The organism is uncultured Amaricoccus sp. (assembly GCF_937891315.1).
Lineage (GTDB): Bacteria > Pseudomonadota > Alphaproteobacteria > Rhodobacterales > Rhodobacteraceae > Amaricoccus.
Map to the genome: position 1 here is coordinate 16,462 of NZ_CALAGI010000133.1, position 14,561 is coordinate 31,022.

General features: G+C 68.9%; 12 protein-coding genes. 3 read left to right on the forward strand and 9 right to left on the reverse strand.

From position 1 onward, the window contains the following. The first annotated feature begins 109 nt into the window (after positions 1–109). Both Q0480_RS12510 and Q0480_RS12515 read left to right on the forward strand, forming a co-directional pair. Positions 110–961 (forward strand): M10 family metallopeptidase C-terminal domain-containing protein, encoded by an 852-nt coding sequence (locus Q0480_RS12510; protein WP_299133408.1) that lies wholly within the window; start codon positions 110–112, stop codon positions 959–961. Positions 962–1,098: 137 nt separating this feature from the next. Then, positions 1,099–1,563 carry a cell wall hydrolase gene (locus Q0480_RS12515; protein WP_299133409.1) on the forward strand — a complete coding sequence of 155 codons (465 nt, stop codon included), beginning with the start codon at positions 1,099–1,101 and terminating at the stop codon, positions 1,561–1,563. Positions 1,564–1,575: 12 nt separating this feature from the next. Here the strand turns inward: Q0480_RS12515 and Q0480_RS12520 are convergent, their stop codons facing one another. The 5 genes from Q0480_RS12520 to Q0480_RS12540 all read right to left on the reverse strand — a co-directional run bounded on the left by Q0480_RS12520 (position 1,576) and on the right by Q0480_RS12540 (position 7,984). After that, entirely contained in the window at positions 1,576–2,367 is a 792-nt protein-coding gene (locus Q0480_RS12520) for a DUF2189 domain-containing protein (protein ID WP_299133411.1), read from the reverse strand. A gap of 196 nt (positions 2,368–2,563) precedes the next feature. Continuing rightward, on the reverse strand, positions 2,564–3,691 hold the full coding sequence (gene prfB / locus Q0480_RS12525) for a peptide chain release factor 2 (RefSeq protein ID WP_299133412.1): 1,128 nt from the start codon (positions 3,689–3,691) through the stop codon (positions 2,564–2,566). A gap of 100 nt (positions 3,692–3,791) precedes the next feature. After that, positions 3,792–4,157: a YbaN family protein gene (locus Q0480_RS12530; protein WP_366940854.1), complete on the reverse strand. Its 366-nt coding sequence runs from the start codon at positions 4,155–4,157 to the stop codon at positions 3,792–3,794. After that, the gene (locus tag Q0480_RS12535) at positions 4,154–6,697 is read right to left on the reverse strand and encodes a penicillin-binding protein 1A (protein ID WP_299133413.1); all 2,544 of its coding nucleotides are present in this window, start codon (positions 6,695–6,697) and stop codon (positions 4,154–4,156) included. Before Q0480_RS12535 ends, Q0480_RS12530 begins: the two co-directional genes overlap by 4 nt. Positions 6,698–6,796: 99 nt before the next feature. Continuing rightward, positions 6,797–7,984, reverse strand: coding sequence for an N-acetylmuramoyl-L-alanine amidase (locus tag Q0480_RS12540; protein WP_299133415.1), 1,188 nt, complete (start codon positions 7,982–7,984; stop codon positions 6,797–6,799). Positions 7,985–8,448: 464 nt separating this feature from the next. Between Q0480_RS12540 and Q0480_RS12545 the strand changes: the two genes are divergently transcribed. Then, the gene (locus Q0480_RS12545; RefSeq protein WP_299133416.1) at positions 8,449–11,379 is read left to right on the forward strand and encodes a ribonuclease E/G; all 2,931 of its coding nucleotides are present in this window, start codon (positions 8,449–8,451) and stop codon (positions 11,377–11,379) included. 9 nt (positions 11,380–11,388) lie between these two features. Here Q0480_RS12545 and Q0480_RS12550 read toward each other — a convergent pair whose 3' ends face one another. The 4 genes from Q0480_RS12550 to Q0480_RS12565 all read right to left on the reverse strand — a co-directional run bounded on the left by Q0480_RS12550 (position 11,389) and on the right by Q0480_RS12565 (position 14,309). Continuing rightward, complete coding sequence (locus tag Q0480_RS12550) at positions 11,389–12,486, reverse strand: aminotransferase class I/II-fold pyridoxal phosphate-dependent enzyme (RefSeq protein WP_299133427.1); 1,098 nt, start codon at positions 12,484–12,486, stop codon at positions 11,389–11,391. Between the two features lie 75 nt (positions 12,487–12,561). Continuing rightward, the gene (locus Q0480_RS12555; RefSeq protein WP_299133417.1) at positions 12,562–13,446 is read right to left on the reverse strand and encodes a site-specific integrase; all 885 of its coding nucleotides are present in this window, start codon (positions 13,444–13,446) and stop codon (positions 12,562–12,564) included. A gap of 59 nt (positions 13,447–13,505) precedes the next feature. After that, entirely contained in the window at positions 13,506–13,823 is a 318-nt protein-coding gene (locus tag Q0480_RS12560) for a helix-turn-helix domain-containing protein (protein WP_299133418.1), read from the reverse strand. A 279-nt stretch (positions 13,824–14,102) separates the two neighbouring features. Continuing rightward, entirely contained in the window at positions 14,103–14,309 is a 207-nt protein-coding gene (locus Q0480_RS12565) for a hypothetical protein (protein ID WP_299133419.1), read from the reverse strand. Between the last annotated feature and the right edge of the window lie 252 nt (positions 14,310–14,561).

The window sequence follows — 14,561 nt, forward strand, 5'->3', positions numbered from 1 at the left end:
CCACCCCCTGCAACTCGCGGCTTTCACGGATGTTTGGCGCGAGAAACCGGATTGCCGGTCTATTGACCCGCGTCTACCCTTCCCGCGGGGTGCATAGCGGGGTGCGGGGATGGCGGTCCTCAGGGCCTATCAGGCCACGGACATGCGTCTGGATCTCTGGGGCGGGATCGTGGTCGAGCGCGGCTTTCGCGAGATCGTCGCCACCGACGGCGCCCATGTCAGCAGCTACGGCGGCGCCTTCTCGTTTCCCGGATCGGGCCTGGTCAGCGGCACCGGCTCCTGGTATTCCTACGGCGATCCCTTCGGCCTCGGCCCGGTATCCGGCACTCTGAACAGCTATCGGCAAGACCTTGGCTTCTTTCGGCAATTCTCGATCGAGCGCCTCGCGGTCCCGGCCGGGCCGCTCTTCACCGCGATCCGCCACGGCGACACCGACCTCGCCAGCGCGCTGGTCTTTTCCGGCGCCGATCAACTGACCGGCTCGCGCGATCGCGACGTCCTGCTCGGCTTCTCCGGCGCCGACATGCTCTCCGGCCTCGACGGCGGCGACCTGCTCGACGGCGGCCGCGGCGCCGACATCCTGCGCGGCGGCGACGGGGCGGACCTGCTGATCGGCGGCGAGGGGCGCGACCACCAGTTCGGCGGCAGCGGCGACGATACCTTCCGGTTCCGCGCCGTCTCGGACTCGCCGGCCGGCGCCGTCCACCGCGACGTCATCGGCGATTTCACCCATGGTGCCGACCATCTCGACCTCCGCCGGATCGACGCCGACGCCACCGAGCCCGGCCGCCAGAGCTTCACCTATATCGGCTCCGCCCCCTTCACCGACAGCCCTGGCGAGCTGCGCTACAGCCGCTCCTCGCGGGTGGTTTCCGGCGATACCGACGGCGACGGCAAGGCCGATTTCCAGATCGTGCTCAGCGGCGGTCCTGTCCTGTCCCACCACGACCTCTTGCTCTGACCCGAAAAATTATGGCGTGATCTCCGCCGCTTGCGGCCATGCTGGGCGGATTTCCGCCGTGCGTTCGCCGCCTACTGGACCCGGCGCGCAGGCTCGGGGCATTCTCCGCGCGACCGAAACGACCCCGGAGCCTTCGCTTGCGCGCCCTGAAGACAGCCCTCGTCGCCCTCTCCGCCCTGGCATCCGTTTCCGGGCCGGGCATGGCCGCCGACGCCAAGCGCCCCCAACTTTCCCGGTCGTCGAGCGAAGTCGCCTGCCTCGCCGAAGCGATCTATTTCGAAGCCGGCGGCACCGGCGCGAAAGGTGAGGCGGCGGTGGCGCATGTCGTGGTCAACCGCGCGCAGAACCGGAAATTCCCGAACTCGGTCTGCGGCGTCGTCGGTGACGGCTGCCAGTTTTCCTACAAATGCGACGGCCGGTCCGACGCGCTGGCCGACGCCAAACGCCGCGGCCACGCCATCGAGGTCGCGCAGGCGGTGCTGTCCGGCTCGCCCGACATCACCAACGGCGCGCTGTTCTTCCACTCCGCCCAGGCCAAGCCGGGCTGGTTCAAGTCCCGCCCCCGCGTCGGCGTCATCGGCGGCAACGTCTTCTACCGCTGAGGGTTTTCCCGCTCACTTCGGGGCGATCACCGCCCGGTAGACGTGCCAGGTCGCATGGCCGAGCACCGGCAGCGCGACGATCAGCCCCAGGAACAGCGGCACCATCGCGACGAACAGGCCCCCGGCCACGATCCAGGCCCAGTTCAGCATCGCCGCCGGATTCGTGGTCACGGCGCGAAAGCTCGTCACCATCGCCGTCACGTAGTCGACGTCGCGATCAAGCAGCAGCGGCAGCGCGACGGCGGTGATGGCGAAGAGGAAGGCCGCGATCGCGCCCCCGACCAGCCCGCCGACCAGCACCAGCGCGACGCCGTTCGCCGTATCGAGCATCGAGTCGAAATCGGAATAGACCGCGAGATCCATCTGGCCGACGAACAGGATCACGATCAGGCTCGCCGCCCACATCCAGACCAGAAAGCCCGCCAGCACCACGAAGGCCATCGACGGCAACTGTCCGTCGCGTTGCCGCCAGACAGCGCCCAGCACATCGCTCCAGTCAAGCGGCTCGCCCGCCTCGCGCCGGCGGCTGACCTCATAGAGGCCGATGGCGACGAACGGCCCGATCAGTGGAAAGGCGAAGGCGAGCGGCAGGATCCAGAACGACTGGTCGATCACCCAGAGCTGGATGAAGATCAGGATGCCGACCAGCGCGTAGACCCCGCCGAAGAACAGCCCGAACCGGGGCACGGCGCGGAAATCGGCCCAGCCCCGGGACAGCGCGGCATAGACGTCATCGACCGAAATCGACCGGATCGTGATTTCAGCCGGCCGCGGCGGGATTTCGGTCGGGGCGGTATCGGTCATCGGCTTTTCTCCCGGCGGCGAGGCTTCTACCCGCCAAAAGACGGCAATCCACTCGCGATTCCTTGATCCAGATCATATCACGAAGCGCTGGCGGTGCCTCCGACCAATCCCGATCGCCGTTCGACACAAGGCGCGATTTCCGCGAGGCTTTCAATCCGGCGGGGACCGGCCCGCCCGGTTCTCGCGGATGAGTGCCTCAGGCTTCGGCCTGAGCCTCGGCGCGGCTCTTGCCCGCGACCTGCTGGGCCAGCGCCGCCGCCATGAAGCGGTCGAGTTCACCGTCGAGCACGCCCTGGCTGTCCGATGTCTCGACGTTGGTGCGGAGATCCTTCACCATCTGATAGGGTTGCAGCACGTAGGAGCGGATCTGGTTCCCCCAGCCCGCGTCGCCCTTGGCCTCGTGCTGGGCATTGATCGCCGCGTTCCGCTTGTCGAGTTCAAGCTGATAAAGCCGCGACTTCAGCGCCGCCATCGCATTGGCGCGGTTCTGGTGCTGCGATTTCTCCGAACTCGTCACCACGATGCCGGTCGGAATATGCGTGATGCGCACGGCGGAGTCGGTGGTGTTCACATGCTGCCCGCCAGCGCCGGACGAGCGGTAGGTGTCGACGCGGATGTCGTTGGTCGCCACCTCGATCTCGATATTGTCGTCGACCACGGGATAGACCCAGACCGAGGAAAACGAGGTATGCCGCCGCGCCGCGCTGTCAAAGGGCGAGATGCGGACCAGGCGATGTACCCCGCTCTCGGTCTTCAGCCAGCCATAGGCGTTCTGGCCCTTCACCTGATAGGTGACGCTGCGGATGCCCGCCTCCTCGCCCGCGCTCTCGGCGATCATCTCGACCTTGTAGCCGTGGCTCTCGGCCCAGCGCACATACATGCGGGCGAGCATCGCCGCCCAGTCGCAGCTCTCGGTGCCACCGGCGCCGGCGTTGATCTCGAGGAAAGTGTCGTTGCCGTCCGCCTCGCCGTCGAGCAGGGCCTCGATCTCCTTCTGCGCGGCCTGATCGCGCAGGCCCCGCAGGCTCGCCTCGGCCTCCGCCACCACCTCGGCGTCGCCCTCGGCCTCGCCGAGCTCGATCAGTTCGCGAAGGTCGGAAAGCTCCCGGTCGAGCGTGCCATAGGCGTCGATCGCGTCCGACAGCAGCTGACGGTCGCGCATCAGCTTCTGCGCCCGGGCGGGGTCGTTCCAGAGCTCCGGATCCTCGGACATCGCGTTCAGTTCTTCCAGCCGATGGCCGGCCGTCTCCCAGTCCAGCCGCTGGCGCAGGAGTGCCAGCGACTTCTCGATCTCGGCGACGACATGTTCGGTTTCGGCGCGCATGGCTGTTCCTCGCTGCGGGGACCGCTTCTAGCGCGGCGCGGTCGGGCGGTAAAGAGCCGGAGCCCGCCCGGCAGGCGCGGCGGAGCCGGGGCGACCGGCCTCACGACGGCCGCGTCAACACATAGGCGAGACCACCAAGGATCAGGGCGCCAGCGCAGGCCATGGGCACCGGGCCGGGCCGCGCGGCGAGCATCATCAGAAAGCCCGCGCCGCTGCCCGCCACCGCCGCGACCTTGGCGCGGACCGGGATCGCGCCCCGCGCCCGCCATTCGCGCAACAGCGGCCCGAAGATCCGATGATCGAGCAGCCAACGCTCGAACCGCGGCGAGGAGCGCGCGAAACAGGCGGCGGCGAGGATCAGGAACGGCGTCGTCGGCAGCACCGGCAGGACGACGCCGACCGCCCCGACCGCGACGAAGAACCCGCCGAGGGCGAGCAGGACAGCCCGGAGCGGACCACCGGTCAGTAGAGGCCACCACTCGACATCGAGCCCATCGACGGGTTGGACGGCAGGGACCGGCTCTGGCCGCGCACCTGCACCCGCTCGATCTGCGAGGCGGCGGCGCCGTCATAGAGGGGCACGTCCGAGGCCATCCGCCAGCCGCCATCGACCATGTTGCCATAGCCGCCGACAATGGTCATCTGGCCGTCGCGGATATATTCCGCCTGCACCCCGGCGCCGCTGGCATCGTCGGCGAGCCGCTGGCCGGTGCGGCGATCGATCTTGATAAAATAGCCGCCCGGCGGCGTGTCCCAGCTGACCGGCCTCTGCCCGGCCATCGCGGTCTTCATGAATTCGACGAAGATCGGGGCGCAGAGCGTGCCGCCGAAGGCGCTCTCGCCCATCGGGCGCGGCGTGTCATAGCCCATGTAGCAACCGGCCACGAGACGCGGGCTGTATCCGATGAACCAGACGTCCTTGGCCTCGTTGGTGGTGCCGGTCTTGCCGGCGAGGTTCAGGTTCATCCTGCCGACCGTATTGGCGCTCGTGCCCCGGCTGACCGCGCCCTGCAGCATCGAGGTGATCTGATAGGCGGTGATCGGATCCATGATCCGCTGCGCATCGGTGCGCACGAACGGCTGGGTCGCGGCCGAGAGGCTGTCCGCGCGGCAGCTGTCACATTCGCGCTGGTCGTGGCGATAGATCGTCTGGCCATAGCGGTCCTGCACGCGATCGACCAGCGTCGGCTCGACCTTCAGCCCGCCATTCGCCAGCTCGGCATAGGCCGTCACCATCTTGTAGAGCGTGGTCTCGCCGGCGCCGAGCGAATAGCTGAGCAGCCGCGGCATGTCTTCGTAGATGCCGAAGTCGTCGGCGTATTTCGCCACGGTATCCATGCCCACGTCCTGGGCGATGCGCACCGTCATCAGGTTGCGCGACTGTTCGAGTCCGGTGCGGATCGGCACCGGACCGTAATATTTCTCGTTGGAATTCTCCGGCCGCCAGATCCCGGCGCCGGTCGCGATCTCGATCGGCGCGTCGAGCACGATGGTCGCCGGGCTGTAGCCGTTGTCGAGCGCGGCGGCGTAGACGAAAGGCTTGAAGGACGACCCCGGCTGACGCAGCGCCTGGGTCGCCCGGTTGAAGACGCTCGACTGGTACGAAAAGCCGCCCTGCATGGCGAGGACGCGCCCGGTCTGGGTGTCCATCGCCATGAAGCCGCCCTGAATCTCGGGCACCTGGCGATAGGACCAGCGCGGTGGCGCCCCCTGCTCCGCGAGGTTCTTCACCAGCACCACGTCGCCGACGTGATAGGTGTCGGCGATCCCGCGCGAAGCGCGGAACCGGGCGTCGTCGCGCAGCCGCGCCCATTTCACATCGTCGAACGTCAGGAAATGGCCGTCCTCATCCTCGTCGACGCCCTCGATGCCGATCCGCGCCGCTTCCCCGACAGAAAGCACCACCGCCGGGCGCCAGCCTTCGATGTCGCGCGGCACCCGCGCCTCGCGCAGGGCCTTGCGCCAGGCCGCCTCGTTCGTGAGATCGACGCTGGCCGGGTCGATCCGGGCCGCCGGCCCGCGATAGACCTTGCGGTCGCGGTCGAACCGTTCGAGCCCGTCGCGCAAGGCCTGCGCCGCCGAGGCCTGCAACTCGGGATTGACCGTGGCGCGGATATTGAGGCCGCCGGTGAACAGTTCCTCGTCGCCGAACTTGGCCGAGAGCTGGCGCCGAATCTCGTCGGTGAAATAGTCGCGCGGCGGCATGGCGCCGCGCGACGACGGGAGGTCGCCGCCCTGCACGGTGCGCAGATCCTCGGCCTGGGCCGCGTCGGCCTCCGCGCGGGTGACGTAGCCATTCTGCGCCATCTGATCGAGCACGTAGTTCCGCCGGGCGATCGCCCGCGCCTTTTCCCGCACCGGATGCAGGACGCTCGGCGCCTGGGGCAGCGCCGCGAGATAGGCCGTCTCGGCCAGCGACAGCTCTTCCAGCGACTTGTTGAAATAGACCTCCGCCGCGGCGGTGACGCCGTAGGAATTCTGGCCGAGGAAGATCTCGTTGAGATAGAGTTCGAGGATCTGGTCCTTGGACAGCGTGCGCTCCAGCCGGGTCGCGAGAATGATCTCCTTGATCTTGCGCTCGCCCGAACGGTCGCCGGTCAGCAGGAAGTTCTTCATCACCTGCTGGGTGATGGTCGAGGCGCCGCGCAGCCGGCCGCCCTCCATCGCTGCCTGATAGATCGCCGCGGCGATGCCGCGCGGGTCGAACCCCTTGTGCTGATAGAAGTTCTTGTCCTCGGCGCTGATGAAGGCGTCCTTCACCAGATCGGGGATCTCGTAGATCGGGGTGAAGACCCGCCGCTCGCGCGCGAACTCGTCCATCAGGTCGCCCTCGCCGGAATAGATCCGGCTGAGCGTCGGCGGCTCGTAGTTGGAAAGCTGGGCATAGTCGGGCAGGTCGCGGCCGTAGATCACGAATACCGCCGCGAGCGCGGCCAGCGCCGCCAGCGAGCCGATCGCGAGCCAGCTGAACAGGAACCCGAAAACTCTCAAGACAAAGCGCAGCACGATTCGAGCCCCACAAGATGCGGCCGGACGTTATCCGAGGCCTTGGCAAAGGTCAAAAACACGGGGCGCGTCGGGCGCGACAATCCGCGCATCATCCTGTCAATTCCGCGTCATGTCCAGCGCGTCGGCGGGTTGGCGGCTCCAGGCGAGCAGCGCCTCGGCGATCGCGGCGCTGGCCGCCGCCCGCCAACGCGGATCGAGCATGTTGGCGCGATCCGCGTCGCTGGAGAGAAAGCCGAGCTCAAGCAGGACGGACGGGATTCCGGGCGCGCTCAGCACCTGGAAATTTGCCGATTGCAGCGGATCCTGCGATGTCTCGCCGACCAGCGGCGCCAGCGCGCTTGCGACCGCCCGCGCCATCCGGTCGCCCCGCGCCGCGCCATCGCGCCGGGCGATCTCGCCCAGGAGGTCGCGCGCCGGATCGGGCGTCGGACCGACGGCGAGACCGGCGACGGCGTCCGACCTGTTCTCGGCGGTGGCCCGATCGCTGGCCGCGCGGCTGGAACCGGCCTCCGACCGGGTGAAGGCGATCACCCCGGCGACCGTCGGATCCGGCACCGCGTTGACATGGAGCGAGAGGAAGGCCCCCGCCTCCACCGCGCGCGCGGACGCGACGCGATCGGCGAGCGTGACGAAACTGTCCGCGTCGCGGGTCAGCACGACGCGAAAAGCGCCGGTGGCGAGCAGGGCCGTGCGCAGGTCGCCGGCGAAGGTGAGGGCCACGTCCTTCTCCGACACGCCGTCGCGCATCGCCCCGGGATCGGCGCCGCCATGCCCGGGATCGAGCACGATCGTCATCGGCTCCGCCCGGACCGCCGCCCCCGCGACGCCCGGCGGCGCGCCGGCGGCGGCCGCGAACTCCGCCGCGCCGACCCGGGTCAGCCGCGCGTCCAGCGTCGTGCCCGTGGCGTCGGGGATGAACTCGGCGCTGACCAGGGCCATCGGGCGCGCGAGATCGAGGATCAGCCGCGTCCCGCCCGGCCGCGCCGCGCCGAGCCGCAGCCGCGCGACGGCGGAGGGCAGCGCGATCCCCTCCGGCGCGAAGCCGGCCGCGTCGAGTCCCTCGAAGTCGAAGACGAGCCGCATGGGATCGTCGAGGGTGAAGACCCGGAACGCGACCGCTCGGTCCAGCCGCAACCGGAGGGCAAGGCTCCGTCCGAAGAAACCGCCCGTCACCTCCGATCCCGCCGTCGAGAGCCGGGCCGGCGCCGCCTCTGGACGGCCGGATCCGGCGGCCAGAGCCCATGCCAGCCCGGCGATCAGCGCAAGGGCGCGGGCACGGATCATGCGAAATTCCAGAGGTTTAGCCGGTTCGCCCTCGCCACGCATGGACGGGGCACTGGAACATGGGGCGCCAAAATACCATTTGTCATTTGCGCCGCGCCATGCGTAATGTGCAAGGGAGGAAAGATGCCATCGCATCCGAACTCTAATCGTATTCGTCGCACGCTCGTGACTTTGCAAGACAGCGCTGCCTTCTTGGAAGATTCCGGCAAACTTGCGACAGGCGCTCGCGCCAGGTGAGAAGACCCGTGGCGAAAGCCCGGAACAAAATGGCCCGACTCCTTCGAGGTGTCGCGCCGGAGACAGAACCGCGGTGAGACGCGCAAGAACAGAACCGACGTTGCGATCCGGCCCTCCGGGAACCGCCCGCATCCGGATTGTTCCGCGCTTGACCGCTTCAGACAATGGACAATGCGTCGTCGGGGCCACCGAGCGGGTTCCGCATGTTCGCGTTCCTGAAAGAAGTCATGACAAGAAAAATGCTGATCGATGCCACGCACGCCGAAGAGACGCGTGTGGTGGTAGTGGACGGAAGCAAGGTTGACGAATTCGACTTCGAGTCGCTCAACAAACGCCAACTCGCCGGAAACATCTATCTCGCCAAGGTGACGCGCGTCGAGCCGTCGCTGCAGGCGGCTTTCGTGGACTATGGCGGCAACCGCCACGGGTTCCTGGCGTTCTCGGAAATCCATCCGGACTATTACCAGATCCCCAAGGCCGACCGCGAGGCGCTGATGGCCGAGGAGGCCGCGCTCGCCCGCGAGGCCGAGGAAGAGGCGACCCGCGAGCGGCCGAAGCCCAAGTCGCGTTCGCGCGGGCGCAGGCGGCCGCAGGCCGCGAGCGAGGGGCTCGTGGCCGAGGAGGCGACCGTCGCTTCCGAGGTGATCGAGGCCGAGGCCGGCCAGACGGAGGCGGGCGAGACCGGGGACACCGAGACGGCGGGGGCCCCGGGCACGGAATTCGCGCCCGGGATCGAGGCCGCCCCCGTCGCGGCGGAGGCGGAAACCACCGACGACGCCCGGCACGCCGAGGCGGCGTTCGACGACGTCCCACCGCCGTCGGCGGCGGCGGGTGACTTCGACATTCCGGTGGCGGACGAGCCGACCGGCCCCGCGGCCGAGGAGGCCGATGGCGAGGCCGAATATGAATCCGTCGGCGGCGACGACGTCGCCGAGGAACGCGCCCCGCGCAAGGCACGCCAGCGGCGCTACAAGATCCAGGAAGTGATCAAGGTCCGGCAGATCCTGCTGGTCCAGGTCGTCAAGGAGGAGCGCGGCAACAAGGGCGCCGCCCTCACCACCTATCTCTCCCTCGCCGGCCGCTACTGCGTGCTGATGCCGAACACCGCCCGCGGCGGCGGCATCTCCCGCAAGATCACCAACGCCGCCGACCGCAAGAAGCTCAAGGAGATCTCCTCCTCGATCACCGTGCCCGAGGGCGCGGGCCTGATCATCCGCACCGCCGGCGCGGCGCGGACCAAGACCGAGATCAAGCGCGACTACGAGTTCCTGTTGCGGCAGTGGGAGCAGATCCGCGACCTGACGCTCAAATCCATCGCGCCCTCGCCGATCTACGAGGAAGGCAGCCTGATCAAGCGGGTGATCCGCGACCTCTACAGCCGCGACATCGACGAGATTCTCGTCGATGGCGAACGCGGCTACCGCGAGGCCAAGGATTACATGAAGATGCTGATGCCTTCGCATGCGAAATACGTGAAGCACTACGCCGAACCGCTGCCGCTGTTCTCCCGCTTCCAGGTGGAAAGCTACCTCAGCGCGATGTTCAACCCGGTCGTGCAGCTGAAATCCGGCGGCTATATCGTCATCGATGTCACCGAGGCGCTGGTCGCGGTCGATGTGAACTCCGGCCGGGCGACGCGCGAATCCTCGATCGAGGACACCGCGCTCAAGACCAACATGGAGGCGGCCGAGGAAGCGGCGCGGCAGATGCGTCTGCGCGACCTCGCCGGCCTCATCGTCATCGACTTCATCGACATGGAGGACCGGCGCAACAACCTCTCCGTCGAGAAGAAGCTGAAGGACAAGCTGAAATCCGATCGCGCCCGCATCCAGGTGGGCCGGATCTCGGGCTTTGGCCTGCTGGAGATGAGCCGCCAGCGGCTGCGCCCTGGCATGATCGAGGCGACGACCAAGGCCTGCTCGCACTGCCACGGCACGGGCCGGGTGCGTTCCGACGATTCGATGGCGCTCGCCCTGTTGCGGGACGTCGAGGAGGAAGGCGTGCGCCAGCGCTCGAAGGAGATGCTGATCACCGCCCCGGTCGAGATCGCGAACTATCTCCTGAACCAGAAGCGCGAGCATATCGCCCTGATCGAACAGCGCTTCGGCCTCAGCGTGCGCGTCGAGGGCGACCCGAGCCTGATCAGCCCGGATTACCGGATGGAGCGGTTCAAGACCGCCTCGCGCATCATCCCGGTACCGGAGGCGCTGAACCTGCCCAAGGTCGCCTATCCCGAGGAGGAGATTCTCGAGGAAGAGGACGAGATCGAGGAGGAGACCAGCGCCTCGGCCGAGTCGGACGCCGCCGGCACGGATCGCCAGGGTGGCAAGCGCAAGCGGCGGCGCCGTCGGCGTGGCGGCAAGAACGGCGACGAGAACGGCGGACAGCGGTTCGACGAGGCCGAGCCGTTCGAGGCGGTCGAGACCGGCGAGGAAACGCTGGACGAAGGTCCGTCCGAGGCCGACGCGGTGGTCGCGGTCGAGGAACCGCCGGTCGAGCGCTCGAAATCCCGCCGGCGGTCGCGCGGCCGCGCCCCGGCGACGGAAATCGCGGGGACCGAGATCGGGACGGCCGAGGTCGTGGAGGCGGACGCCGCCGCGGAACCCGTCGTCCAGCTCGACGCGGCGTTTGGCGAGGTGATCGACCTCGGCGAGATCGCGTCCGATATCGTCGAAGTGCCGGAAACCGAGAGCCCGCGCCCGAAGCGCCGCGAGCGGGTCCGCAAACCCGTCGGGGCCGTGGTCGGAACGGCGCCGTCGGGCGGTCCTGACACGCTTGGCGGGCCGGTCGATGCCGCGCAGCCGGGCGAGACCGCCGAAATCTCCGAAACCGTCGAGGTCACGACGGAGCCTGTCGCGGCGGAGCCCGAGGCACTCGACCTCCCGCCCCTCGCGGACGAACCAGCGCACCCCCACGGGGACGCGACGTCCGGAAAAGCGCCCGTCGAGGAAACGGCGTTCGGGGAGGCGGGCTTCGAACAGGTCGCCGAGTCGGCGACGATCGACATTTCGGACGCGCCGGCCGAGGCCGACTGGACGCCCCCGCCGGCGCTGGAGGAGGCGATGGCCGAGGGTGAGCCGGACCAGCCTCGGGAGGAATTCTCCGAAGACCCCGAGGCGCCCGCCGGCCCGAAGCGGCGCGGCTGGTGGTCGCGCTGACCCCCCGCGTCAGCGCCGCGACCAGCGGCGCAGGCGCGTGAGGCCTTCTGCGATGTCGGCGGTGGAACGGGCGTAGGAGAAGCGGAGCGTCCCCGCCCCGCGTCCTGGATCGAAATCGAGGCCCGGGGTGACCGCGACCCCGGCCTCGGCCAGGATCCTCGCCGACAGCGCATTGCTGTCGTCGGTCAGGTCCGACACGTCGGCATAGACATAAAAGGCGCCGTCCGGCGGCGCGATGCGGGTAAAACCGGCCTCGGGCAGCCCCCTGAGCATCAGCGCGCGATTGGCGCGATAGACAGCGAGATTGGCGTCCAGCTCCTCGACGGCGTCGAGCGCGGCGAGGGCCGCGACTTGGCTGGCATGCGGCGCGCAGATGAAGAGGTTCTGCGCCAGCCGCTCGACCCGGCGGACATGCGCCTCCGGCACCACCATCCAGCCGATGCGCCAGCCGGTCATCGAGAAATATTTCGAGAAGGAATTGATCACATAGACCTCGTCGCTGATCTCCAGCGCCGAGACGGCGCGCGCGCCGTACTGGATGCCGTGATAGATCTCGTCCGAGACAAAGGCGATGCCGCGCTCCGCCGCCGCGCCGATCAGCGCCGCGAGCTCCGCCCGTCCGAGCATGGTGCCCGTCGGATTCGCCGGGCTCGCCACCAGCAGCCCGGCCAGATCACCGCGGGCGAGATCGGCCGGCGCCGGTTGAAACCGGTTCTCGGCCCGCGTCTCGATGCCGACCGGGACGAGGCCGAGCGATTTCAGGATGTTGCGATAGCTCGGATAGCCGGGCTCGCCGATCGCCACCCGTTCGCCATTGTCGAACAGCGAGGCGAAGGCGAGAATGAAGCCGCAGGACGAGCCGGCGGTGACCACGACGCGGTTCGGATCGAGATCGAGCCCGTACCAGTCGCGATAGAGCCGCGCGATCCGCGCCCGCAGGTCGGGCAGTCCGAGCGCCACGGTATAGCCGAGCGGCTCGCCCGCCATCGCCCGCGCGAGCGCGGCGCGGGCCGGGCCGGGGGCCGGGGTGCCCGGCTGGCCGACCTCCATATGGATGATCGACCGTCCCCGCGCCTCCTCGGCCCGCGCGGCCTCCATCACGTCCATCACGATGAAGGGATCGACCTCCCCTCTCCTTGAACTTCTAAGCACTTATGAGCCTTTCACACATCATCCGCCACGTTATCCGCCACGTTTCGCGTCGAGCGCCGCGACGGCTCGGTCCTGGTAGCGCGGGGAATGCTGGCGATACACCCGCTCAAGGGTCGCCGCCGTGGTCGCGAAAAAGTCGGCGGCGTCCTCGATCGTCATTCCGGCCTGGAACGCCCAGGTTACCGCGGTGTGCTTCAGGGTATGCGGGGACACGTCCGGCAGCCCCGCGTCGATGCACACCCTCTCGAACGCCGCCTTGATCGTGCCGCAGGGCCGTCCCCGCCACATGACGACGTGCGAGCCCCCTTCCCTCTCCCACCGGCGGAGATGGGCCCTGATCGTCCGCGTCATGCGGCAGGACCCTCGTCTCTTTCTGGTCTCTACCTCGCCGCGCGGGAGGAAGTGGAATGTGCCGGCGGCCGTGTCGGCATGGCCGCCGGCGGCGATCACCGGCGTCCAGCGCAGCGCGAGGATCGCGCGCATTCGGCGGCCGGTCGCGAGCGCAACCAGGATGAAGCGCCGGAGATGCGGCGGGGAGTACCGCAGGAGACGCGCGACCTCCTCACGGGTCAGCCACCGGTCCCGCGGAGGCGCGGCCGGCGGGAGCGTCACGAGCGGCGCCGATACGATCGCGCCCTCGCGGACCGCGAAGTTCAGCGCCGCCTGCAATATCCCGAGATATCGTCTGCACGATGGGGGCGAGTTGCTGGAGCGGACCCGGTAGCGGCGGCCGAGGACGTCGACGACCTCCCGCTCGCGCTCCAACCCCATGTGCCTGACATAGGCGCGGCAGGTGGTGCCCTTGATCGTGTCGCACGTCTTGCCTCCCCAGAATTCCGCGAGCGCCTGTATCGACGAGGAGAGCGCCTCGGCCCCCGGCTCGTCGAGCTTGTGCTCGGCGTAGAGCGCGAGCACCTCACCGATGGTGACTTCGGTGAGCTGACCAGGGCCGACCCTCGCCGGGAGCTTGCCGGCTAGGTGCGCCTGGAGCTTCTGCTCCGCAGCCGCCTGACCGCCTGCTCCGCGAGCGCCTGTCCTGCGCTGGCCACCGGGGAGATCGCGGTCGAGGATGATCCACTCGTCGGTTGAGGGGCGTCGCCAGAGGCGCGCCGGCTTGCGCGGTCGGGGCATGTGGCGAATCGCTCCAATTCGGCGGGTGAGATGAAGTATCTCCGCCCGTGCTTCACCGCGGCGAGTCGTTTCTTGAGTATGGCTTCCCGGATGTACTTGACCGACACAATTCCGTTCAGCCGCGCCGCCGCCTCCTCGACCGTGAGCAGCAGGCTATCCATCGCCACTCTCCGCCTGTTCCGCGACGGCCCGCCCCGCGTCGCTCGCCACCGAGCCGGCGGATCGCGTCCCCGGCTGAGGGAGCGACCGGAAAGCCTGCGTGAGCTCGGAAACATCCCAGATTGTGCGGGATCCGGCCCGCCTCGGCTGAGGCATGGCCCCCGAGGCGACCATCTGATCGAAGTAGCTGGGGCTGATGCCGATGAACTCGGCCGCCTGCGCCCGGTTGATGCCGATCGGCGTCAGTCCCGCCGGCAGGAGCGAATCGGGTCCACGGGCTTTCATGGCAGCACCCCCGGCATCGGCCACAGACCCGCGTAGAGCAGCCAGTCGCAGGCCAGCGAGCCGACCATGATCCCGATCGCGACGCCGAGGGCGAGGCGCAGCGCGGTGCCGAATTCGGAGCCGAGGGCGCGGATCACGGCGGACCAGAGGTTGCGCCGGCGCTCAGCTCGCCAGTCGATCAGTCGCAGGTCCCGGTTCGCCATCGGTCAGCTCCGTGTGGCGCGGGCGCGGCGGTCGCGCAGGATCGCGGCGGCGAGGATCAGGAAGACTTGGACGCGGCGGATGGTGGTCATGCGGTTCCCCGTGCAGTGGTCGGCGAGGCGGAGCGGAAATCGGATCGGCCTTGGCCGCTCATCGCGGCGCCGGACCGGACGGGTCGGGCGCGCGGTCCGCGCGGCACGGGGCGGCGTCCGACAGCGCCGCGACGAGCGTCCTGGCGTGGCGCTGGGCGAGGT